This window comes from Pseudoalteromonas sp. NFXS39, from assembly GCF_040148775.1.
Classification (GTDB): Bacteria; Pseudomonadota; Gammaproteobacteria; order Enterobacterales; family Alteromonadaceae; genus Pseudoalteromonas; species Pseudoalteromonas apostichopi.
On the sequence record NZ_JAGDEC010000009.1, the window covers coordinates 172546 to 195331 of the forward strand.

The following is a 22786-nucleotide window of genomic DNA, read 5'->3' on the forward strand; positions in this document are numbered from 1 at the left end:
TGAATTATTAAAAACGCATCAAGCAATTTTTGCTTGGCACTCATTGCATACACCCATCATTTCAAATTGCTTTGTTTGTGAGGTAAAACCTGCATCATCAAAATGAGGGAAAAGCTTTGCAACATCACTCTGTGAAACCGCTAAAGTCTCTACTTTTTGGCAATGACGGCAAATCAAAAACAAAGAAATCTCACGCTTAAAAACCTCACTGTCGGTACCGTAAGCGATATATTTGTTAGCACTATTAAGCCTGCGAACAAGGTTTACCGATTCTAAAAAGCTCAAGATTCGATAAACAGACATGACAGATACACTCGAGCTTGTGCGCAGCTTATAACAACTGGCCAACTCGTAGGCCGATAGCGGTACGTCTGTGGTTAGTAATATTTGCAGTATTTGCTTGCGCTGAATGGTGAATTTTCTGCCATGTTCAAGGCAAACCTGCTTTGCTTTATTAAGTGTGCTGGTTAATCGCTGTTTATTCATAGCGGCCACTCAATATAAGGTTTTGTTGCTGTAAGCTCGGCTATCCCTTGCGCTTGCTCTGTAATCCACTGCGCTTCAATAACAGATATCGCTTCAGCCCATGCAAACAAAGTAACAGTGACTTTAGAGACCGGTTTATCACAACTAAACGAGTATTCAACTTCAAGGTCTTGATGTGAATGATGAGAATGATGCTCAAATGGGTTTTCAAAATTTGCATGAATAAGCTTACATTCGCCGTTAAATGTCACTAACTGCTCTGAATTTGCTAACTGGGCTAATGTTTGTTTGATAATTTGCTTTTGCTCAGCGGTTTCAGGCTGATGCTCAAAGCCAAAAATATCTCCAGCCGGCAAAATTAACTTAACTTGCCACTTACCTTGGTCATGAACCACAAAAAGCACTCCCTCACCATGTGAATGATGATGGTGTTGATGCCCTTGAGCTGAAAAAATACATCCAACCATCAAGCATATCACTACCAATTTTGCTGCTTTCATAACCACAATCACTCCATTTACCTCTCTTTAAGCATACTGTTACAAAAAAGAATAAAACTCATTCGTCGATTCATACTTGATACATTATAACAATTAAAGCACAATTGATACATTATAACATACCAAAGAGTGATGCATAATGAATAACATCTCAAGAGTCGCTGTCGTCATAGCAGCATTATTACCAGCCAGTGTATTGGCGCAATCAATCAAAGGCGTTGTTTTAAATAACCAAGGTAAAGCAGTTGCTAATGCAACAGTTGACCTTGAAGGCTCAGATCAAAAAGTAACAACTAATGACAAAGGTGAGTTTGAAATCAGCGGCTTAAATAACGGCTTAAAAGAGCTGCATATTTCAGCCCCAGGTTACGCTCACTTGCACCGAGATATCACACTTGCCAATGACCAAGACCACACTACAACTTTTAATCTAAAACGTTCACCCATTGAAGTTATTGATATTGAAGCAACACCGATTCATATGTCGGCAATGGAATCTGCTTCACCAGTTAGTGTGTTATCTGGCGAGCAATTAAGGCGCCAACAAGCATCAACGCTTGGTGATAGCCTTGAAAAACTACCCGGCGTTAACACAAACTTCCATGCCAAGGTTGCCAGTACCCCTGTGATCCGTGGTTTAAGCGGCCCACGTGTTTTAATAACGCAAAATGGCCTAGATGTGAGTGATGTGTCACGTGTTGGTCCTGATCACTCAGTTGCATCTGAAGCATCAACGGCGCAGCAAATTGAAGTTTTACGTGGCCCAGCAACTCTTTTTTATGGCAGCGGCGCAATTGGTGGTGTCGTCAACGTGGTTGATAGCAGAGTGCCAACTGACAGCACTACACGTGGCGAGTGGAACCTAGAACATAACTCTGTAGATGAGCAAAAAATTGCTTCGTTTAATGCTACTACAGGAACAGAGTCGTTTGCCTTTTATGCTGATGCATTCTGGCGTGAATCAGACGATTACGAAGTACCTGTAGCTGCCGATATTGACGACACCGAGCGCAGCTCAAAGTACGTAGTAGAAAACAGTAATGAAGACTCAGATGGCTTTACTGTAGGCACTAGCTACTTATTTGAGCAAGGTTACGTTGGCGTTGCGGTTGAGCAGTTTAACCGCCAATACGGTATTCCTGGCCATACACATGGTGAAGAAGAGCATGAAGAACATGACCACGAAGAGGTGCACAGCGAAGAAGAAGCCGTTTTTGCAGACCTCGAGCAAACCAAAATCCAGCTACTTGGTGAATACAATATCGACAGTGAATGGCTAAGCAAAATTAACTTACGTGCTGGCCACACAGACTACGAACACGCTGAAATCGAACACGGTGCAGTAGGCACAACCTTCAAAAACGAAACCAATGAGCTTCGCGTTGACATTCTGCATAGCCAATTTGATGAGTGGAATGGTGGCGTTAGCTTTCATTACAAAAAAAGTGATGTTGAAGCACAAGGCTCTGAAGCCTTCACCCCCCCTTCTGTTACTGAAAGTATTGCCTTTGCAATTATGGAAGAAAAGCATTTTGGTGATTTTTTAGTGCAATTAGGTGGCCGTGTTGAGCGAGTCACTATTGATGCTAACAATGTGCTGTTACCAGAAATTGACGCCCATGCTCATGATGAAGAAGGCGATGAGCACGACCATGACCATGAACACGAAGAATCAAACTACACACGTGTATTTGATGTTGCCCAAGAGTTCACACCGGTGAGTTTATCAACAGGGGTGGTATGGGATTTTACTCCGGGTTATAACCTTGGTTTATCGGTATCGCGTTCTGAGCGAGCTCCGTCTGCTTCTGAGCTGTTATCTTTCGGCCCACACATAGGCACAGCAACCTATGAAGTCGGTGCGCTTTTCGATACTCATGACGGTCATTTTGAGCTTTCACAAGAAGCTCTTGATTTAGAAACTGCAAATAATATCGACCTTACATTTCGTAAAACCGAGGGTGATGTTGGTTTTATCTTCAATGCATTTTACAACCAAGTAGATAACTATTATTACCAGATCAACACAGGTTTTTACGCTGAAAGCGGTCATGACCACGACCATGGTGACGAACATAACCACGAAGATGAGCACGATCATTCATCTGAACTACCCGTTTATTTATTTAAAACAGACGATGTTGTTTTACATGGTTTTGAAGCGCAAGTTGCTTGGCAGCTAACCGACGAATTAAAAATCGATTTATTCTCAGATTATGTACGTGCTCGTCTAAAAGACGGTGGAGATTTACCGCGTACTCCACCACTGCGTTTTGGTACCGAGTTTAGCTATCAAACAGAGAATCTAACGGCAAATATTCACGTTACACGCTACCAAGAACAAGACCGCATAGCGCATGAAGAAACCACAACTGACGGCTACACCCTCGTTGATGCCAGCATCTCTTATGACTTATCGGTACTGAACCAAGACCTATCGCTGTATTTAAAAGGCACAAACTTAACGGACACAGAAGCTCGCGTTCATAGCTCATTCTTAAAAAATATTGCACCACGTCCTGGGCGCAGTTTTGCGCTTGGTGTTCGCGGCTACTTCTAAAACATAATTACAAATAAAGGAAACCTACATGACACACTTATTTAGATTAAAACTATTGGCACTGGCAATTAGTAGCACCCTGATCACCGCATGTGGTGACGCAGAAACAAATATTGTTGAGAAAGACCCTATCGAGGTTCCTGACGACAGTGGTGATGACCATGATCACGATCATGATGACGGTTATACCATTGACTCAATGGGTCGTTTAGCGGTTTTAGCAGCTGATAGCAACGAAGCGAATATCTTTGATTTAGATGACGACTCATTACTAGAAACGTTTTCGCTTATCCATGATTCAAGCTCACTAAATGTTTCACCAAACTACCGTTATGCCGTTATTGCTAACCGCAGCCAAGATTACTTAGGCTTTATTGATAGCGGTTTATGGCGCGAAAATCATGGCGACCATTTACATGACTATAAACAAGGCCCAGCATTTAGTAACTATGAGCTAACAACCGGCAGTCGCCCCACTCACATCGTTAAACATGATGGCCAAATGGCCGTGTTTTACGATGGTAATGCCGATACAGGTACCGTTGCCTCAGTAGAAGTATTAACCGATAACGACATTGCAAACGAAACAACAACACTTACTGGTATTCAGTACGAAATCAATATGCATGGTGTTGCAGAACCTCGAGGTGAGCACCTCGTTGCTACATTACGTCGCGCTGATAGCGAAAGCACTTCTAATGCGAAAATCCTGCCGGATCAAATTGGTGTTTTCCATCTACATGATGGTGAATATGAGCTTGAACAAACAATTGAAGTTACCTGCCCTGATTTACACGGTGCAGCGCAAAACCATGATTATGTAGCATTTGGTTGTGGCGACGGTGTTCTGGTAGCACACCAGCATGACGATGAATACCATGCAGAAAAAATCGCAAATATTGAAGCGGTTGGCGATTTAAGAATCGGTACTTTATATGGTCATGAATCAAGCAACAGCTTTATTGGTGTTGCATCTGGTCATGGTGGCGGAGCCGCAGTTTTTGTGAGCATCAATCCGAGCGAAGCTGAAATGGAAGCCCTAGAGTGGCAACTTGATGAAGGCGCAAGCGCTGTTTCTTACTCATTCTCAGGAAGCGGTGAGCACTTTTTGGTTCTTGATAGCTTAGGCTTTTTAAACGTGCTTGCAGCCCATGAGCACGACGGCCACATGCACTGGGAGCTTGCAGGTAAAGTAGATATTACTGAAGAAGACATAACAGCGATGCCAGAAGGCATGAACTTTAGCATGACTGTGTCACAAAATAGCGAGTTTGCTTACGTTGCTGACCCGATTGCTCAGCACGTACTAAAAGTACATATCGAAGACCTTGAAATTGAAGGTGATCTTGAACTGACTTTTGCACCAAGCGCCATCACTTGGTTAGGTATCGCAGAAGAAAGTGACGATCACGACCACTAAGAAGTTATGTTTTATGGTATGACATAGCTCGCAAAGGTTGGCATTTACTGCCAACCTTTTTTATTCATATTTTGTAACAGACTTTCATCGCATCAGCATCGCTATTTGAAACTGAATAGTTATGATGTAACAGTTCCCAAAATAGGATGTAATCCCATGAAAAAACTAACAACGTTGGCACTGGCCATGGCTGCGACACTGGCACCTTGGGCATCAGCTTACGAAACTAAAGACACGCGCTTACTGCGTTTTCCAGATATTCATAATCAAAATGTTACCTTTGTTTACGGTGGCGATATTTACATTGCTAATACGCAAACAGGCGAGAGCAAACGCTTAACTGACCATATTGGCTTTGAAACCTTCCCTAAGTTTTCACCTGACGGTAAACGCATTGCCTTTGCGGCTGAGTACAATGGCAGCCGCCAAATTTATGTCATTAACAGCGATGGCTCAGGCTTAAAACAACTGACTTACTACAACGATGTTGGCCCAATGCCACCACGCGGCGGTTTTGATTATCGTGTTCTCGATTGGACACCAGATGGCAAAAATGTGGTATTTCGTGCTAATCGCACACCGTGGGGTAAGCGTATGGGTCGTCCATACATGGTGCCTGCTGACGGTGGCCTTGAACAACCTCTAGCTATTCCAGAAACGGGCGGTGGTATGCTTTCGCCAGATGGGAGTAAATATGTTTACACGCCAATTGACCGTGAATTTCGTACTTGGAAGCGCACCCGTGGCGGTCGTGCACAAGATGTCTGGGTTTACGATTTAAAAAGCAATACCTCAGAGCAGCTAACCAGTAACCGCGCTACCGATCAGCAACCAACCTGGGTTGGCGATAACATTTACTTTGTATCTGATCGTGATTACACCCTTAACCTATATCAATACCAAAAAGGCGCTGAGCCGAAAAAACTAACCAACCATAAAGACTTTGACGTACTGTGGCCATCAGCTGGCCCTAATGCTGTTGTCTATGAAAATGGTGGCTACCTTTATCGCTTTGACCCACAAACTCAAAAAAGCACTAAGCTGAGCATTAACATTGCTGGTGTGCGTCAATATGCCATGCCGTACACAAAAAATATCAGCGACTTTATCGACTCAATGTCGATTTCTCATGACGGTAAACGTGCGCTCTTTACTGCCCGCGGTGAGCTATTTAGCGTACCAGTTAAACAGGGCCCAACGCGTAACTTATCTTACACAGCAAAAGGCCGCGAAATTGACGCAAGTTGGTCGCCAAATGGTCGTTATATTGCTTATATGAGCGATGAAAGTGGCGAATACGAAATTTACTTAAAAGATCGCAGTAAAAATAATGCCACCAAGCAGCTAACCAGCAATGGAACTATTTGGCGCTTTACGCCAATTTGGTCACCAGATAGCTCAAAGCTGTTATTTGCAGATAAGAACCACACACTCTGGTGGATAGACGCAAAATCGGGTAAACAACACAAAATTGATACCAGCATCTACGATGAAGAAGGCATTCGCCAATATACTTGGTCGCCAAATAGCGAAGACATTGTGTTTGTGAAAAACAATGAAAACCGCTATGCCTCACTGTGGCACTACAATATTGATAAAAAGAAAGTGACTCGCTTAACGGATGAAATGACCAATGAGCAAAACCCAACTTTCTCTCCTGATGGCCAATACCTCTACTTTAGCTCTGAGCGCGACTTTAACTTAGCCTTCAGCAGCTATGAGTTTGACTACATGTTTAATCGTGCAACGCGTATTTATGCCGCTGCCGTAAATGACAGTATCAAACCGCTTATCGCGCTACAAAGTGACGAAACAGCGATCGTCAGCGATAAACAAAAAAATGAAGACAAGAAAGCGAAAAATACCCTGCAAAGCAGCGATTTTATGCAACGTGTAACCGCTTTAAATGCACCAGCAGGGGATTATCGCAGTTTAACGGCAGTCAAAGATGGCGTGCTAACACTGGCTAATGGCGGCCTACAATTAATAGGCACAGCTCACGACAGCGAGCTTGAAACTGTGGCTAAAGGGGTAAGCAGCTACACTATTTCAAGCAACGGTGAACACCTGCTTGTGCATGCGGGTAACGATTACAGCTTAATTGAGCCAAAAGCAAAACAAGACCTAGCAGCGAATAAGCTTGATCTTAGTAACATGACCTTAAAAATTGAGCCACAGATTGAATGGCAACAAATGTATGTTGAAGGCTGGCGTACATTACGTGATTGGTTCTACGATGAAAACCATCACGGCCAAGATTGGGACGCAATTTTAGCTAAGTATCAACCTATGGCTGATGCTATCTCACATCGTAGTGACCTAGATTACATTCTCAGTGAAATCGCAGGTGAAATTAACTCAGGCCACATTTATGTGCAGTCGGGTGATATGCCAAAAGCAGAGCGTAAAAAGCATGGTTTATTAGGTGCAAAACTTGCCAGCGATCCATCTGGATACGTAAAAATTGAGCAAATCTTCCAAGGTGAAAACTGGCATGAAGACTTCCGCTCACCACTTGGTACAACAGGGGTAAAAGCACATAACGGCGACTACATCATTGCCGTAAATGGCCGCTCAGTAAAAGACGTAGCTAACTTCTACGAATTACTAGAGAACACTCAAGGTGAGCAAGTTGAGCTAGTCCTTAACAGTAAACCGCGCAGCAAAGGTGCATGGCAAGTTACCGTTAAGCCTGTAGCTAGCGAGCAAGGCTTGCGCTATTTAGACTGGGTTAACTCTCGTGCAGCCTACGTTGATAAGCTATCAAATGGTCGTATTGGATATGTTCACTTACCAAATACAGCCTACGAAGGTAACCGCGCCATGTTCAAAAACTACATGCCGCAAACCACCAAAGACGCCATGATTATTGATGACCGATACAATGGCGGCGGCTTTATTCCTGAACACATGATCACTTGGCTTGCCCGTAAACCGCTTAACTATTGGAAACGCCGTGGAGTTGAGCCAACTAAAACCCCACAATTTGCTCATGATGGTCCAAAAGCCATGCTGATCAATGGTTACTCAAGTTCTGGCGGTGATGCTATTCCTTACTACTTCCGTCAAGCTGGGTTAGGTAAGCTCATTGGTACCCGTACTTGGGGTGGTTTAATTGGTATTTCGGGTAACCCAAGTCTTGTCGACGGCGGCCAAGTTATCGCGGCAACATTCCGCATTTTAGATAACGATGGCAACTGGATCATCGAAAACGAAGGTGTCACCCCTGATATCAAGGTAGTTGACCGCCCAGAGCTAATCTACCAAGGTAAAGATCCATCGATTGAACGTGCCGTAGAAGAGCTTTTAAAAGAGCTAAAAGACAATCCGAAAAAGCCTCTCACCGTGCCACCAGCACCGACTGACTTTTAATTCTTAACTGGTTGTTAAAAAGTAAAAACCCCGCAAAGATGCGGGGTTTTTTAGGGTTTTTAATGTTTCTTCCAGCCACTCCAAACATCGTCTTCTTGGTTGGCTTTGTTTTTTTTCTTTTTCTTACCTGTTCCCGCAGGTTTTGCTACGGGCTTATCATTTTTAAGTGCTTTAGCGGCATCGAGGTTTGCTTGGTTTACGGTAAAACCTGCCACTTCTTCACGCTCTAAACGTAATTTATTTTTCTTTTCGATAATTTTAAAATGATGAAAGTCTTCGTAATCAATCAGTGATAACGCTAAGCCTATTTCTCCGGCGCGACCACTTCTGCCAATACGGTGCATGTAATCGGCAGGGCTACGGGGTAAATTGAAATTAATCACTACAGGCAATTTAGCAATATCTAAACCACGAGCAGCAATATCAGTGGCAATTAACACCTCAATTTCGCCATTTTTAAACTTTTCGATTACGCGAGTACGCTCACTTTGGCCTTTATCACCATGAAATACTTGTGCATTGATGCCACGCTTTTCAAGCTTACTCGCCAAGTGCCCACAATCTTTCTTTGCATTCACAAAAATCAATACTTGGCGCCATTTATGGTTTTTTATTAAGTGCGCTAAAACAGTGGTCTTCTCACCTTTATTAACGGTAAATACACGCTGTACTAGAGTGCTCTCCTGTTTGCTTTGAACTTGTATTTCAACAGGGTCATTTAACAGCTTTTGGGTTAATAGCTTAACTTGATCTGGGAACGTCGCTGAAAACAGCATTGTTTGTTTTTTAGCGGGCATAAGTGCTAATAGCTCAGCAAGTTCTTCGGTAAAACCAAGACTCAACATGCGATCTGCTTCATCAAGCACTAAGGTGTTTACGTTATCAAGCTTAATAGCATTGCTTGAAATCAAATCAAGTAAACGCCCTGGGGTTGCCACAATAATATCGGCACCGCCTCGCAATGCTTGCATTTGCGCATTCACCGACACACCACCGAATACCGCGACAGTTTTAATCGCACCATTAAAATTTGCAGAGTACGATTTAACGCTATCGGCCACTTGCACCGCGAGTTCTCGGGTTGGCACTAAAATAAGCCCTGATGCAAAGTTACCTTTGCCTTGTGCTTTTTTAAGTCCCTTATCTAAAAAGCACTTTTGCAGCATAGGCAGAGCAAATGTCGCTGTTTTACCTGAACCGGTATTCGCTCCTGCAATTAAGTCACTACCCGCTAAAATGCTTGGAATTGCTTTTGCCTGAATAGGTGTAGGCTGGGTATATTCAAGATCAGCCAATCGAGCAAGTAGCTCTGGAATAAGGCCAAGTTCGTTGAAATTGCTAGAGTTTGCGGTTGAGGTCATAAAAGGTGTAGGCTCATTACTAAAATAGCCTGCGATTTTAGCGTATTTATTGGCCGTTAAGTAGGGATTAGTGATTTTAAATACCTTTTAAATAACAGCAACTGGTTTATGATAATTGCTCAATATTAAAATGAGTGCTTTAAAGCCAACATTTAAGTTGGCCATATTTTTAACTCTTGCTCAACTGTGCTTGCAACCTCGTTTTTGTCTCTTTTAAGTAATCAGGGTAAGGATAAGAGTCATCTGCAACGGCTATTGCAGCCTCGATTTGAACTAATGCTTGGCGAATATTACCTTGCATTTCATAGCCGTATGACAAAGCTGACAGTGCATACGCTGATTTAGGGTAGTTTTTTATATTGTACTTAAACACCTCAATAGCCCGCTCAAATTGCTGGTTATCCGTTAAGCTGTAACCCAGTAGCCTAACAGCGCGGTCTGGTGGCGCTATTTGTTCACCCCATTGCTGAGATAAACGTTGATAATAAGCATCAATTGATGAAACATCATCGCCCAATGCACTCAAAGGCATATGTTTAGATAAAAATAAGCCATGGTACGCATTAAATGCCCCAGCAGCTGAGGTTAGGTTATGCGAAACGCCTGCAAAGGCATCGCTCTTAAAGCGCAAATGTTGCACCGTACTATTTTGCATTGTTTGCTGCATATCATCGTATCTTTCGCGCATAATGCCAGCTTCTTCGCCGATATTCATATATACATAGCTGTTAATAGTTTTGGCTTTAGTAACAAAGGTTTTTAGGCTCTTAGCCGGGGCGCCATAGTTCCACCATACCGCAGGGCTATAAGCAATATGCGCTTGAAATAGCTCAGGGTCAGCCTGCATTGCGTAAAGAGCAAATACACCCGCAGCTGAGGCCCCTGCGATAACTCTATAATCATGAGTACGATACTGTTTATTAACCAAAGGCATCAGTTCTTGCTCTACGAAAGCTAAAAACTTTGCTGCCCCACCGCCTTCACCAACAGGCCCTTGTGGTTCTTTGTTCACTGTGGGATAAAAATCTCTAAGTCGATTAGTGCTTTCAATCGCAACTACAATCACCTCTGGCGCTTGATCATTTTGTTGTAAGCGTTCAAGCACAGCATTAATCAATGGTAAATTACCGGCCCCATCTAAACGGTAAATAACGGGATATCTTTTGTTTGGATCTGTTTGGTAGCTTTTTGGTAATTGCACAACGACTGTGCGCTGCTCACTAAGATTACTTGATTCGATAGTATGCGTATGTTGGCTGTAATGTGTAACCGCCTCATCAGCGGCTGGTTGAGCCATAACATGGCTAGTACAGAATAAAAAACCACTAATATAGAGTAACTTAAATAGTCGCACGACTTATCCTTAAGAAATATTGGTAATTTTTTAAGCTAACAGAATTGCAGGTACAAACAAAGATAACTTATGAACTTTTTCGTAAAAAAGTATATGTAAGTCATTATTTTAACTAAAGCGTATGACGCAATATTTGCCCAGCACTTTTACCTGTCATGCCATCTGGTGATTTAATGACTTGGCCATTAATAATGACGTATTCAATTCCTTCTGCGTACTGATGAGGTGCGCTAAACGTTGATTTATCAGCAACCGTCGCAGGGTCGAGTATGACAATATCAGCAGCATAGCCTTGTGCTATCACTCCTCGGTCAGTTAGGCCCATTCTTGCTGCGGGTAAACTGGTCATTTTACGTATTGCATCAGGTAATGAAATCACCCCTTGTTCACGCACATAATGACCTAGTACTCTAGGAAAGGTGCCGTATCCTCTTGGATGCGGGTTGCCTTTACCAAGTTCTGAACCACCCGCATCGGTGGCGATTGCGGTAATTGGGTAAGCCATAATGTACTTAACATCATCTTCATTAATAGCGTGGAAGATCCCCTGAGCACCGCCATTTGCTTGAATTTCAATGGCAAGTTCAGCGGCTTCATCAATACTTTGCGCTCGCCCTTCACGCTTTAATACTTCAGCAAAGGTTAGCCCATCCCATGTAGGGTTTGCCGCATAATGCGCTATTTGCAGCCTTGCGGGGTCACCACCGCCTCTATCTTCACGGATATTTTTGATCAAACCTTGTTTTATTTTTTGCCTTAGTTCTGGATCTTGTAGACGCTTTTCAACTTCAGCTTGGCCACCAGCCAATGACCACGCCGGAAATAAAATAGCAAACCGCGTAGAAGAAGCCGTGTAAGGATACTGATCGAGAGTGACATCGAAACCCGCTTTGCGAGCATCACGGATCATTTGAATAGTTTGCTTACTCTCACCCCAATTTGGATGACCAATCAGCTTATGATGAGAGATATGCACAGGAATACCGGTCTCTTTTGCAACATCGAGCACTTCATTCATCGCCGTGACAATCTCTGCGCCTTCATCGCGCATATGAGATGCAAAAAATCCATGCTGAGCATGAGCGGTTTCGGCAAGCACCTTTACTTCAGCAAAGTTTGAGTACACACCAGGAACATATTTAAGCCCAGTCGATAAACCAAACGCCCCCTGCTGCATCGCTTTATCTACCAGCACTTGCATTGCTTTTAGCTCATCAGCGCTGGCAAGCCGCTGCTCTTCACCCATTACAGCTTTACGAACATCATTATGGCCAATTAATAAGGCTAAGTTAGTCCCTAGAGGTGAACGCTCGGTTTGCGCAAAAAATTGCTTAAAGTCGACAGGAGAAAAACCACAGTTACCGCCCAAAATAGTGGTAATACCCTGCTGTACTAAGTTATCGAGCCGAGGCAGCTCTGCAATTGAGCGCTCAGCATGGGAATGTAAATCAATAAAGCCAGGGGCAACAATCTTGCCTTTGGCATCTATAACTTGTTGAGCCTTGTCAGCCGTCATGTCACCAATTTTAGTGATCTTGCCGCTTTCAATGCCAACATCTGCGTGAACCGCTTTGCCACCAAGACCATCGAGCAACATAGCGTTTTTGATGATGAGATCAAAAGATTGCCCATAAGAAATCCCCGAGCTGAGCACTAATACGAACAATCCTATTGAGGTTAAAACACTGCGCTTTTTCATTGTTATGATCCTTAGCCTGAGTGTTTAACCATCCTAATCAATTGCAACACAAATTGCATCAGTGAACAGTAATTAAGCAAATTACAGACACAAAAAAGCCGGCTAATTAGCCGGCCTCGATGCTTTAACTTACTCAACCGTTACCGATTTTGCTAGGTTTCGAGGTTGGTCTACGTCGGTGCCTTTAATAACCGCAACATAGTATGAAAGCAGCTGTAGTGGAGTTGTATATACAACTGGGGCAATCACGTCATCGACATGATTTACGTTGATTACACGCATCGTTTCGTCAGAATTGAACGCTGAGTCTTTGTCTGCGAATACATAAATAATACCGCCACGGGCACGTACTTCTTCTACGTTTGATTTAAGCTTTTCAAGTAGTTCGTTGTTTGGTGCTACAACAATGATTGGCATGTCGGCATCAATCAACGCAAGAGGACCATGCTTAAGCTCACCCGCTGCGTATGCTTCGGCGTGAATGTATGAAATCTCTTTCAGCTTAAGCGCACCTTCCATCGCGATTGGGTATTGTGAGCCACGACCTAAGAACAATGAATGGTGCTTGTCAGCAAATTCTTCAGCTAAATCTTCAATCCCTTCAGCAAGTAGTAATGCTTCTTCTAACTTGTTAGGAAGTGTTTTAATTGCATTCACAATCGCACTTTGATCTAGGCCTTTTTCTTGGGCAATAGATGCCGTTAGCATTAATAAGCCAACAAGTTGTGTGGTGAAAGCTTTAGTTGATGCAACACCAATTTCAGCACCTGCTTTAGTCATAAAGGCTAAATCAGATTCACGTACTAACGATGAACCCGGTACGTTACAAATGGTCATTGACGCCATGTAGCCTTGCTGTTTTGCAAGACGAAGTGCAGCAAGCGTATCGGCTGTTTCACCAGACTGTGAAATTGTCACAAGTAAGCTGTTTTCATGTACAAATGATTCACGGTAACGGAACTCAGAAGCAATCTCGACATTACAGCTTACGCCTGCAAACTGCTCAAGCCAGTAACGAGCAACCATGCCTGAGTGATATGATGTACCACAGGCAATAATTTGTACGTGTTTTACGTCTTTAAAGATTTGCTGAGCACTATCGCCAAAGGCATCAATCGCTACAGTATCATTAACTAGGCGGCCATCAAGCGTGTTACGTACAGCAAGTGGCTGCTCGTAAATTTCTTTCAGCATGTAGTGACGATATTCGCCTTTACCTGATGCATCTTGCGTAATGTTTGATTCAATCACTTCGCGCTCTACTGCATCGCCGTTTGCATCAAAAATTTCAACACTGTCGCGAGTAATACGAGCAACATCGCCTTCTTCAAGGTAAATAAAGCTACGTGTAACAGGTAATAGAGCAAGTTGATCAGAGGCAATAAAGTTTTCGCCAAGACCCAAACCAATCACCAATGGGCTACCAGAGCGCGCTACGATGATTTCGTTGTCGTTCGCTTTATCAAAAACAACGGTACCAAATGCACCTTCAAACTGCTTAACTGCAGCTTGTACTGCTGCTAAAAGCGTATCGTGCTGCTGGCGAAGTTGGTGAATAAGGTGCACCATTACTTCAGTGTCAGTTTCTGATAAAAACTCATAACCGTCGCCTTTAAGCGCATCACGTAGACTGGCATGGTTTTCGATAATACCGTTATGAACTAGGGCAATTTCGCTGTTCGAAACATGTGGGTGAGCATTCGCTTCAGTTACGCCACCATGAGTTGCCCAGCGTGTATGTGCGATACCTGTAGTACCATTTACTGCTGCATCATTCAGTGCCGCTTCAAGATTAGCAACCTTACCCACTGACTTTACAGTGTTTAGCTCAGTACCTTTAAGTAAAGCCACACCAGCCGAATCATAGCCACGGTATTCAAGACGCTTTAGGCCTTCAACAAGTATTTTGTTTACTGGGCGTTCTGCAACAGCCCCAACGATTCCACACATAATTTCTCCTTTTGCACATGCCAAAGCGTTTTACTTTGGGCGGTATGTGTTGTCATAAATTTAATGTAATAAGGTGTTGTCGGTCTTATTACGGGTTATTCAATTTCTGCACAGATCAGCTGTACTCCACATGCTGTTATCGCCTCACGCTTATCTGCGCTTAGATTGTTGTCTGTGATAACAGTGGTAACACGCTGCCAAGGCAGTTCTAAATTAGGTATTCTTCGGCCAATTTTTTCTGACTCTACCAGCACCACTACCTCTCGGGCAGCTTCAGCCATCACTTGGCTAAGCCCCACTAATTCATTGAAGGTTGTGGTACCTCTATCAATATCAATGCCATCGGCACCAATAAAGAGTTGGTCAAAGTCGTAAGAGCGTAGAACATTCTCCGCAACTTGGCCTTGAAACGATTCTGAATGCGGATCCCAGGTTCCCCCAGTCATCAATAATGTTGGCTCATTTTCTAATGAAAGTAGTCGGTTAGCGACATTAATAGCATTGGTCATCACCACTAAACCGCGTTTACTCGCAAGCTCTGGGATCATCGCCGCGGTAGTGCGACCGCTATCAATGATGATGCGGTTATGATCTTTAATCAGCTTTGCAGCGGCCTGTGCGATTGCCATTTTGCGAAGCGAGTCGCTTTTCTCATTGCTATTTGCAACGATTTCTTGCGGCAGTGCAATAGCACCACCGTACCGGCGCAGTAATAAGCCACTTTTTTCAAGTGCTGTCAGATCTTTACGAATGGTCACTTCAGAAGTTTGAAACTGCTCAGCTAACGCTTCAACAGCAACTTCACCAAGTTCATTCACTTGGCTTAAGATAGTATGGCGACGTTGTTGAGTGTTTCGTTTTGTCATTTATATGATCACATAAGTTTCGTTTCGAAAGTTTTTGGATTTTAAACGAAACAATATAAATGGCAAGTCAATGTTTTGAGAACACACCTTATTAAGATATGTGGCCTATAGAGCCATTGATTAAATGCTTAAAGAAACTATTTCTGTAGATTGCTTTCCTAACCTTTTAATAATAATTAAATTATTTATCTTATCCACATAGAAATAAGGCCAAACTTCATTAAATGGAAACTCCTGTGTTAACAGAGTGCTGCCATCAACATCATTTATATTCATTTCATAGAAAGTTGTATTGCCAATAAGGTTATAATTACTCCATAACACTCTATCTTCAACAATAGCCCAGTTTACAATTGCATCGTTAGGCAGCGTTATCGGTAAGGCCGTAAAGCTATTATTATAAGCATCAAATCGAGATAAATTCCCCCACTCGTCACCCACTATGTACCCTCCTTCAAATTCGCGAATATAACGATAACCTTTAAAAAGGAGCGTATTCGTTCTATCTGCCATAGTCTGTTCAAAAATCTGCCACTCCCCATCTGTTTTGATAGAATAGAGGATAGAGTCTTCATTATCGGAAAAGCTGACATCCCCGATCAATTCATCTGTTTTCGATACGTAATTCAATGTATTCGTTATGACATTGAATATAGCGGTTCGGTTATGATGCTTGAGTAATACATATTGTCCAGATTTTGAAGGACTGATCAATTTAAGTGGCTGCTCGGTTTGAAATAATTCAACTTTACTTGCAGAGTTATGCTTTTCATGTAGGGTTAAATAATTAACTTTATTGCGTTTTTCTATCACCCACACTTTATTGCCTAAAGAGTGATAGGTGGTAATACGCCCCTGTTCAGTGTTATTACTTTGTGTCACTTCTGTGGTTTTAAATACCTCCATAGGAAGCTTTTTTTCAATAAAAGTATTAAGTCTTTCGCGAGTTTTAATCGCCAATAAAGTATGTGGGTCAAGTACGTTTAGAGCTGTAACAGTGGTATTCATAACCACTTCTGTATTGCCTGTTTTAATATTTAACTTTATCAGTTGTTTCTTATCAGCAAAAACAAGGTGCTCATCATTAAGCCATTGCAAGCTGTAAATCACATCATGATGATCATAATTAAAAAGCGTGTTGCCGGTTTCAGGATCAAGAATACGTATGTTATTACGTTTACTGTCTAAAAATACTCTAAGCACAGCAACTTTACTCATATCAGGTGAAATATCAGCATATGAGTCATACACCCCTTTTTGAGCCACAGATGTCACTTCTTCTATAAGGCCGCCTACTCTATTTAACTTATAAAGAAGCATGCTACCGTGAGGTTGCTTTTGCCCTGTAAAAAATAGGCTATTATCATTTTTATTAAAAAATACACTGGTAATAAAATGAAAATCGGAAACTAACACCTCTACGTTATTCGCTGGGTTTATTAGAGATACCCTCTTAATTTTTGCAGAGCCAACATCATTATCCGAAAAGTATAAATATCGATCATTATTTGAAAATGCTAATCCAATAGGCAAGGTTGCAGTGTCTGTGAGAGGTTTAATTGACTGATTATCTAGATTTTTCAAGTAAATTTGATAATTACTCTCGTGACTTAATCGATTGCTAAAAGCGATGTACTTACCATTATTCGATACGCCAAGTGATCGCTTTTCAGAAGTAATAGTGTCAATAACTGTCAGGGGATCGTCATGGTTTTTTTTAGGTAGAAAATATACAAACAGAGCGCAAATAAATGCTATCGAAAAGGTTGCTAATATAAGGTTATATTTTTTTCTTTGACTAGTTGGGATGTGTGTATTCGAAGGTTGCTCTGTTTCTATAGAGGACACTTCTTCAATAGTGCAAATAAGCTTATAGCCCCGTTTCGGAAGAGACTGAAGAAAAGTAGGTTCTTTGTGATCATCACCTAATACACTACGGATTTTACTAATAACTCGTCTAACAGCAGCATCAGAAACACAACGATCTTGCCATAGGTTTTGGTGTAAATCAGCCATTGAAATGTAACGGTCGTTATGCTCAATAAAATACATTAAAACAGCAAATACCTTTGGCTCTAATATAATTGACTGTTCATCAACCAGAAGAGACATCTCTTCTGTATTTAAATAGCACTTTCCAATCCGAATAAGCATACAACTGAGTCACTCATCTACCTTAATGATCCCTCTACAAAATATTGTACTTTACTATTAACTAGGTTACTACAAACAATATAAACACTTGATAAATAAAAAAGTTACAGTTTAGTCACAGTAAAATCAGAGGAAGATTATTGGTTTCATGATTACCTTTACGTATTTTACCTTCTCGACTTCAAGCCTTTTGCCACAGCATTAGTAAGTTAAAAATATTTATATTGATAAAACGTGCATTGATAGCAGAGAAATGATCACATGAGTTAGGAAGGAAAAAAATAATGAAACTCACATCTAAACTTATTTATCAGGGGTTAATTGGTTTGTCAGCCATTATGCTTTTATCTGGTTGGCGGTTAGGGTTTGCAGATAATGCAGAAGTGCTCTCTCTTGAATCTGTAACGATGGCAAAAGTAGAGCGAGGTGACTTTTCTATTAAAGTTGAAGGTTATGGTTCTCTTCAATCAATTAATAAAAGACTGCTCACAGCCACCAGCAATGCTGTTGTCGACGAAATAAAGCTAAAAGCAGGGGCCGTTGTAGAGCCTGATACAGTTATCCTGACATTAAACAACCCTGAGCTTGAGAGTAAGCTTCGTCTAGCTTTAGCAAAGCTCAAAAATGCAAAGACACAGAAACGTCAAACTTTGTTAGTGCAACAACGGGAGCTGTTAAACAATGAATCAAGTATCTCTGAGTTAAAAGCACAAGCAGAAATTGCCATGCTCCAAGTAGAAGCCGAACGCTCTTTAGCTAAGTCGGGAATAGTCTCTGGGATTAGTGCTAAAAAAAATGAATTGGAAGCGAAGCAGTTACTTAAACGCATCAGCCTCGAAGAATCAAAATTAGACAAGCTCACTGAAATGCAAAAAGAAGCACTTTCAATTCAAGATGATCTTATTTCTCAAGCAGAAGATGAGTTCAACGTCGCAAAACTTATGGTCGAGCAATTATCTGTAAAAGCAGGAATGAAAGGGGTCATCCAGCGCCTTCCTCTCAGTTTAGGGCAAAGTGTAACAGCAGGCTCTGAGCTTGCACTCATTGGCAGCCTATCGCCATTAGTTGGGGAAATAAAAGTTCCGCAAATTCAAGCGCACTTAATTCAAATGGGCATGAAAGCCGACATTACAACACTCAATGAGCAGGTGCATGGACGAGTCGTTCGTGTTGACCCTGTTATCAATGATGGTGCTGTACAGGTTGATATTGAACTTGAAGCAATTGAGCATGGCAGCATGAAACCAATGCAACAGGTTGATGCAACCATCTACGCTGACGTACAAAAAGATATGAATTACATAAAACAACCCAGTGATGCTAAAGAGGGAGCCTATGGTTCACTATTCAAGCTAACGAGTGATAACAGGGCTGTTAGAGTTGATGTGCAATATGGCAAAACATCAGGACAGCTAATTCAAGTGTTATCAGGCTTAGAGCCTGGCGAGCAAGTTATTATTTCCACCTTAGATATTCCTGCTGAAACAAAAATGATAAAAATAGAGAGCTAGAAGTATGAACACTGAAATTTTAAGGGTTAATAACTTAACTAAGTCCTTTACCAATGGCGATCAAGTTAGTCAAATTTTAAAAGGAATTAGCTTCACTGTTTATGATGGCGAATTTATTTCTATTTCAGGCCCATCAGGGTGCGGAAAATCAACTCTGCTGAATATTATGGGATTACTCGACACCCCACAAAGCGGTGAATATTACATCGACGGCTTACTGGTTTCTGATATGGACTCAACGCAGCGCTCTAAAGTTCGTGGAAACAGAATCGGCTTTGTATTTCAATCTTTTAATCTAATAGATGAAATGACCATCTTAGAAAATGTAGCACTGCCTTTAAAATACAGAGGGGATTCGCTTTCAACGCGCCATGCACGAGCTTTAGATTGCTTAGAAAAAGTAGGCCTTGCAGATAAAACTGATTTATACCCTAACCAAATATCAGGGGGTCAACAGCAACGCGTTTCCATTGCTCGCGCTTTAGCTGGTGATTCAGGAATTATGCTTGTCGATGAACCAACAGGTAACTTAGATTCTAAAAACGGTGATGCCATCATGGCATTGATCAAAGACCTTAATCAGCAAGGCACAACTATCGTTTTAGTGACCCATGACCCGCGTTATGCCAACATGGCATCTCGTAATATTCAATTAAAAGATGGCTCTGTAATAGCTGAAAATGATGATATCAATACGCCAATAGAGGCAAATCGAGTTGCTCAGCCATGTTAAAAGTAGCCTACAATACCTTCAAACGTGCTAAACAGTACTATTTAACTACCGTATTTACATTAGCGCTCACTCTTTGCATGGTACTAAGTGCATTTAGCTTAGTGGATTTAGTCTTTTTCTCCCCCTTACCTTATCAACAAAGTGATAATTTATATTTACTGGAAGGCACCGTAAACTCAAAAAGCTATTCAGGCCCTGCTAGTAATTCAAAAGTAATGAGTTATATAGAGAATGAAAATACTCTCTTTACTGACATGGCTACCTACCATAAGTGGACCAGTTATAAATTATTAGACAGGCCAACTAGACCCGCTGTAGACGTTATTCTTGCATCTAATAACTTGTTTGACCTGCTTGGTGTAAAACCTGAACTTGGCAGATTATTTAATAACACCGAGGCGCTCGGCAGTAAACACATGTCTGTCGTTTTAGGCTATAGGGCATGGCAAGAACTTTTCCAGGGGCGAGGTGATATCATTGGTCAAAAAATACAGTTAAATCAACGCCGATTTACTATTGTTGGTGTAGCTCCAGATAATCTTGTTCTGCCCCACTACAAAAATATAAACGATGCAATATGGTTACCTATTGATGTCGATGAGGTATTTGATCCCAAAACAGCAAATGGGTTTATGGGTGCATACAAAAGTGTGGTTAGATTAAAAAGTACAGTATCAGAATCTGCAATCACACAACAGTTATCAGATCTATCACTGAAAGGCGCTCAGCTCTATGCTCCTAATATTCTGAAAGACTTTACTGTTAACGCACGTATCAAGACATTTAGTGAAGCATTAAAAGGTGATAGCGGAAAAATAGTACTTATGTTGCTTTTAGGCGTTTGTTTATTATTAATCATTGCACTGATCAACCTGTCTAGTATGCAACTTGCAAAAGCAATTACCCGTATAAAACCTATTGCTATTAGCTTTGCATTTGGGGCAAGTACAAAACAACTCATTGTTGAAACACTAAAACATAACCTATTACTCATTAGCATTGCTGTCATACTAGCATTAACACTCACCCAAATAGGGTTTATGGTTATTCAAAGCTTAGCCGCAAACGCCATACAACGATTAGATACGCTTTCGCTAAGCATTAATACGCTTCTCTTTTCAACATTTTTGATTGTTACTATTGCTGCACTGTATTCATTTATAGAATTGAGTGTCGTAAAAGAGAAAAACTTAATTAGTAGCTTGCAAAGCAGCGGTAAAGGAACCGGAAAACAAATGAGTTCAGCGACAAGCCACTTGTTAGTTGGCTTACAGATCTTATTCTCCTTTTTAGTATTAACTGCCGCAAGTCACGTTGTTTTGGTTACACTCTCTGAAGCACTGAGAGATAATGGCATAAACACTAAAGGTAAATACTCACTTACAATAAATTACAGTAATATCGACAAATCTAATGAGCGAATCAATATTCATAAAGCGGTTATCCAGCAGTTATTAAACCTCAATAATGTGAGCAGTTTGGCAACTTCATCAGAACAGCGCTTACCCGATACGGTTAACGTCAATCAAATATATGATGAAGCTGGTCAATATATTGCGCAAGCGCGTAATAGCTTAGTTTCCAACAATTATTTTGCAGAATTAGATCTTAAATTAACAGGCAAGGGCTTTAACAAAGGTGATGAAAAACTCAAAAATCCGCCAATTGTAGTCAATCAACGCCTTGCGGATATGTTGGATAAAAACAAACAAAATGTACTAAATAGTAAAGTCAGCTTTGACAGCAAAACGTTTTATTCTATCGTAGGTGTAGTCAGTAATACCTACGTACCAGGAAGACCTGAAAGTGAAAACTTTGAAGTGTTCACACCCAACGATTATCCAGGTTGGAGTCAATATACCTACCTTCTAACAATGAAAGATTCCGCATCAATATCGCAAATTCAGCAACTGATCTACGGGATTGATAAACGCTTAGATATACATTCATTAGCGTCATTAACAACTCAATTTGATGAGCAACGACAACGCCATTTAAACGCTGCCTGGCTTGCTATTGTCCTTGCATCAACGTCATTGCTTATGGTGTGTATTGGCATAAACGGCATTGTTAACTACCTAATTAAAGTACGCAAATATAGTTTAGGCGTTAAGCTTGCTATGGGCGCTGATAACCTAAGATTGTTAAAAGAAAGTTTACTAGAGCTTATGCAACCCATAACGATGAGCTTGGTACTCGCCTTTTCATTAGCATTTTTAATCATTGGTTATTGCTTTTCACTACCAAATGTAACCCTGACTATAAACTGGTGGCTGACACTATCCATCTGGCTTGGCCTTTTAACTATGGCTGTCATCACGAGCTTTTTTCCAATCAATAAAACACTTAGACAAGATCCAATAAAGGCATTACGCAATGAATAGATTTCTTATATTTATAGTATTGCACGCAGTGGCACTTACAACAGAACATTAACTCCTTTTGGCTTTCAGGGTGAAAAGCGTACGTTATGGCAAGCAAAAGAGACATATATAGACTTATCACCAATCATGTTCGCAGATAAAATAGATGCGCCATTACTGCTTATTCATGGCGAAAATGATCAAAACTCCGGTACTTACCCCATGCAATCCATGAGAATGTATCAAGCATTGGTTGCGAATAAAAAGACAACTCAGCTAATTATGCTCCCTTATGAAGGCCACTCTTATAGAGCGAAAGAGAATTTAACATACTTACTTAAAGAGCAGTCTGCTTGGCTCAATAAATGGTTAAGACCTCCCAATGCAAGGTTATGACGTAATATCACATGCTCTTTTGCAATCGGTAAAGGACAACGTAAAATGTGACTACTCTACG

The 22786-nt window shown here is 41.4% G+C and carries 15 protein-coding genes; 7 read left to right on the forward strand and 8 right to left on the reverse strand.

The window, feature by feature from the left end; all coding sequences use genetic code 11:
- Positions 1–18 precede the first annotated feature (18 nt).
- Entirely contained in the window at positions 19–486 is a 468-nt protein-coding gene (locus J3455_RS16690; RefSeq protein WP_130050163.1) for a Fur family transcriptional regulator, read from the reverse strand.
- Positions 483–986, reverse strand: coding sequence for a ZrgA family zinc uptake protein (locus tag J3455_RS16695; RefSeq protein ID WP_130050162.1), 504 nt, complete (start codon positions 984–986; stop codon positions 483–485). Before J3455_RS16695 ends, J3455_RS16690 begins: the two co-directional genes overlap by 4 nt.
- Positions 987–1125: 139 nt before the next feature.
- Between J3455_RS16695 and J3455_RS16700 the strand changes: the two genes are divergently transcribed.
- The 3 genes from J3455_RS16700 (at position 1126) to J3455_RS16710 (ending at position 8338) form a co-directional block, all read left to right on the forward strand.
- The gene (locus J3455_RS16700; protein WP_349562064.1) at positions 1126–3546 is read left to right on the forward strand and encodes a TonB-dependent receptor; all 2421 of its coding nucleotides are present in this window, start codon (positions 1126–1128) and stop codon (positions 3544–3546) included.
- Between the two features lie 28 nt (positions 3547–3574).
- Positions 3575–4966 carry a 5-methyltetrahydrofolate--homocysteine methyltransferase gene (locus J3455_RS16705; RefSeq protein ID WP_349562065.1) on the forward strand — a complete coding sequence of 464 codons (1392 nt, stop codon included), beginning with the start codon at positions 3575–3577 and terminating at the stop codon, positions 4964–4966.
- A gap of 156 nt (positions 4967–5122) precedes the next feature.
- The gene (locus J3455_RS16710) at positions 5123–8338 is read left to right on the forward strand and encodes a S41 family peptidase (RefSeq protein WP_349562066.1); all 3216 of its coding nucleotides are present in this window, start codon (positions 5123–5125) and stop codon (positions 8336–8338) included.
- A gap of 59 nt (positions 8339–8397) precedes the next feature.
- Here J3455_RS16710 and J3455_RS16715 read toward each other — a convergent pair whose 3' ends face one another.
- The 6 genes from J3455_RS16715 to J3455_RS16740 form a co-directional block, all read right to left on the reverse strand.
- Positions 8398–9699 carry a DEAD/DEAH box helicase gene (locus J3455_RS16715; protein WP_349562067.1) on the reverse strand — a complete coding sequence of 434 codons (1302 nt, stop codon included), beginning with the start codon at positions 9697–9699 and terminating at the stop codon, positions 8398–8400.
- Positions 9700–9868: 169 nt separating this feature from the next.
- The gene (locus tag J3455_RS16720; RefSeq protein WP_349562068.1) at positions 9869–11053 is read right to left on the reverse strand and encodes an alpha/beta hydrolase; all 1185 of its coding nucleotides are present in this window, start codon (positions 11051–11053) and stop codon (positions 9869–9871) included.
- Between the two features lie 112 nt (positions 11054–11165).
- Positions 11166–12752, reverse strand: a complete 1587-nt coding sequence (locus tag J3455_RS16725) for an N-acyl-D-amino-acid deacylase family protein (protein WP_349562069.1) — start codon at positions 12750–12752, stop codon at positions 11166–11168.
- A 129-nt stretch (positions 12753–12881) separates the two neighbouring features.
- Positions 12882–14702 (reverse strand): glutamine--fructose-6-phosphate transaminase (isomerizing), encoded by a 1821-nt coding sequence (gene glmS / locus J3455_RS16730; RefSeq protein ID WP_349562070.1) that lies wholly within the window; start codon positions 14700–14702, stop codon positions 12882–12884.
- A 95-nt stretch (positions 14703–14797) separates the two neighbouring features.
- Positions 14798–15568: a DeoR/GlpR family DNA-binding transcription regulator gene (locus J3455_RS16735; RefSeq protein ID WP_054552250.1), complete on the reverse strand. Its 771-nt coding sequence runs from the start codon at positions 15566–15568 to the stop codon at positions 14798–14800.
- 120 nt (positions 15569–15688) lie between these two features.
- On the reverse strand, positions 15689–17722 hold the full coding sequence (locus J3455_RS16740) for a winged helix-turn-helix domain-containing protein (protein ID WP_349562071.1): 2034 nt from the start codon (positions 17720–17722) through the stop codon (positions 15689–15691).
- Positions 17723–18006: 284 nt separating this feature from the next.
- Here J3455_RS16740 and J3455_RS16745 point away from each other — a divergent pair, with 284 nt between their 5' ends.
- From J3455_RS16745 to J3455_RS16760, 4 genes are read left to right on the forward strand one after another with little or no spacing between them, the layout of a single operon-like run.
- Positions 18007–19233 carry an efflux RND transporter periplasmic adaptor subunit gene (locus J3455_RS16745; protein ID WP_240701297.1) on the forward strand — a complete coding sequence of 409 codons (1227 nt, stop codon included), beginning with the start codon at positions 18007–18009 and terminating at the stop codon, positions 19231–19233.
- A gap of 4 nt (positions 19234–19237) precedes the next feature.
- On the forward strand, positions 19238–19966 hold the full coding sequence (locus tag J3455_RS16750; RefSeq protein WP_130050151.1) for an ABC transporter ATP-binding protein: 729 nt from the start codon (positions 19238–19240) through the stop codon (positions 19964–19966).
- A complete protein-coding gene (locus J3455_RS16755; protein WP_349562072.1) occupies positions 19960–22350 on the forward strand; it encodes an ABC transporter permease in 2391 nt (796 codons plus the stop codon). Before J3455_RS16750 ends, J3455_RS16755 begins: the two co-directional genes overlap by 7 nt.
- A gap of 18 nt (positions 22351–22368) precedes the next feature.
- Complete coding sequence (locus tag J3455_RS16760; RefSeq protein ID WP_349562080.1) at positions 22369–22725, forward strand: alpha/beta hydrolase family protein; 357 nt, start codon at positions 22369–22371, stop codon at positions 22723–22725.
- The last annotated feature ends 61 nt before the right edge of the window (positions 22726–22786 follow it).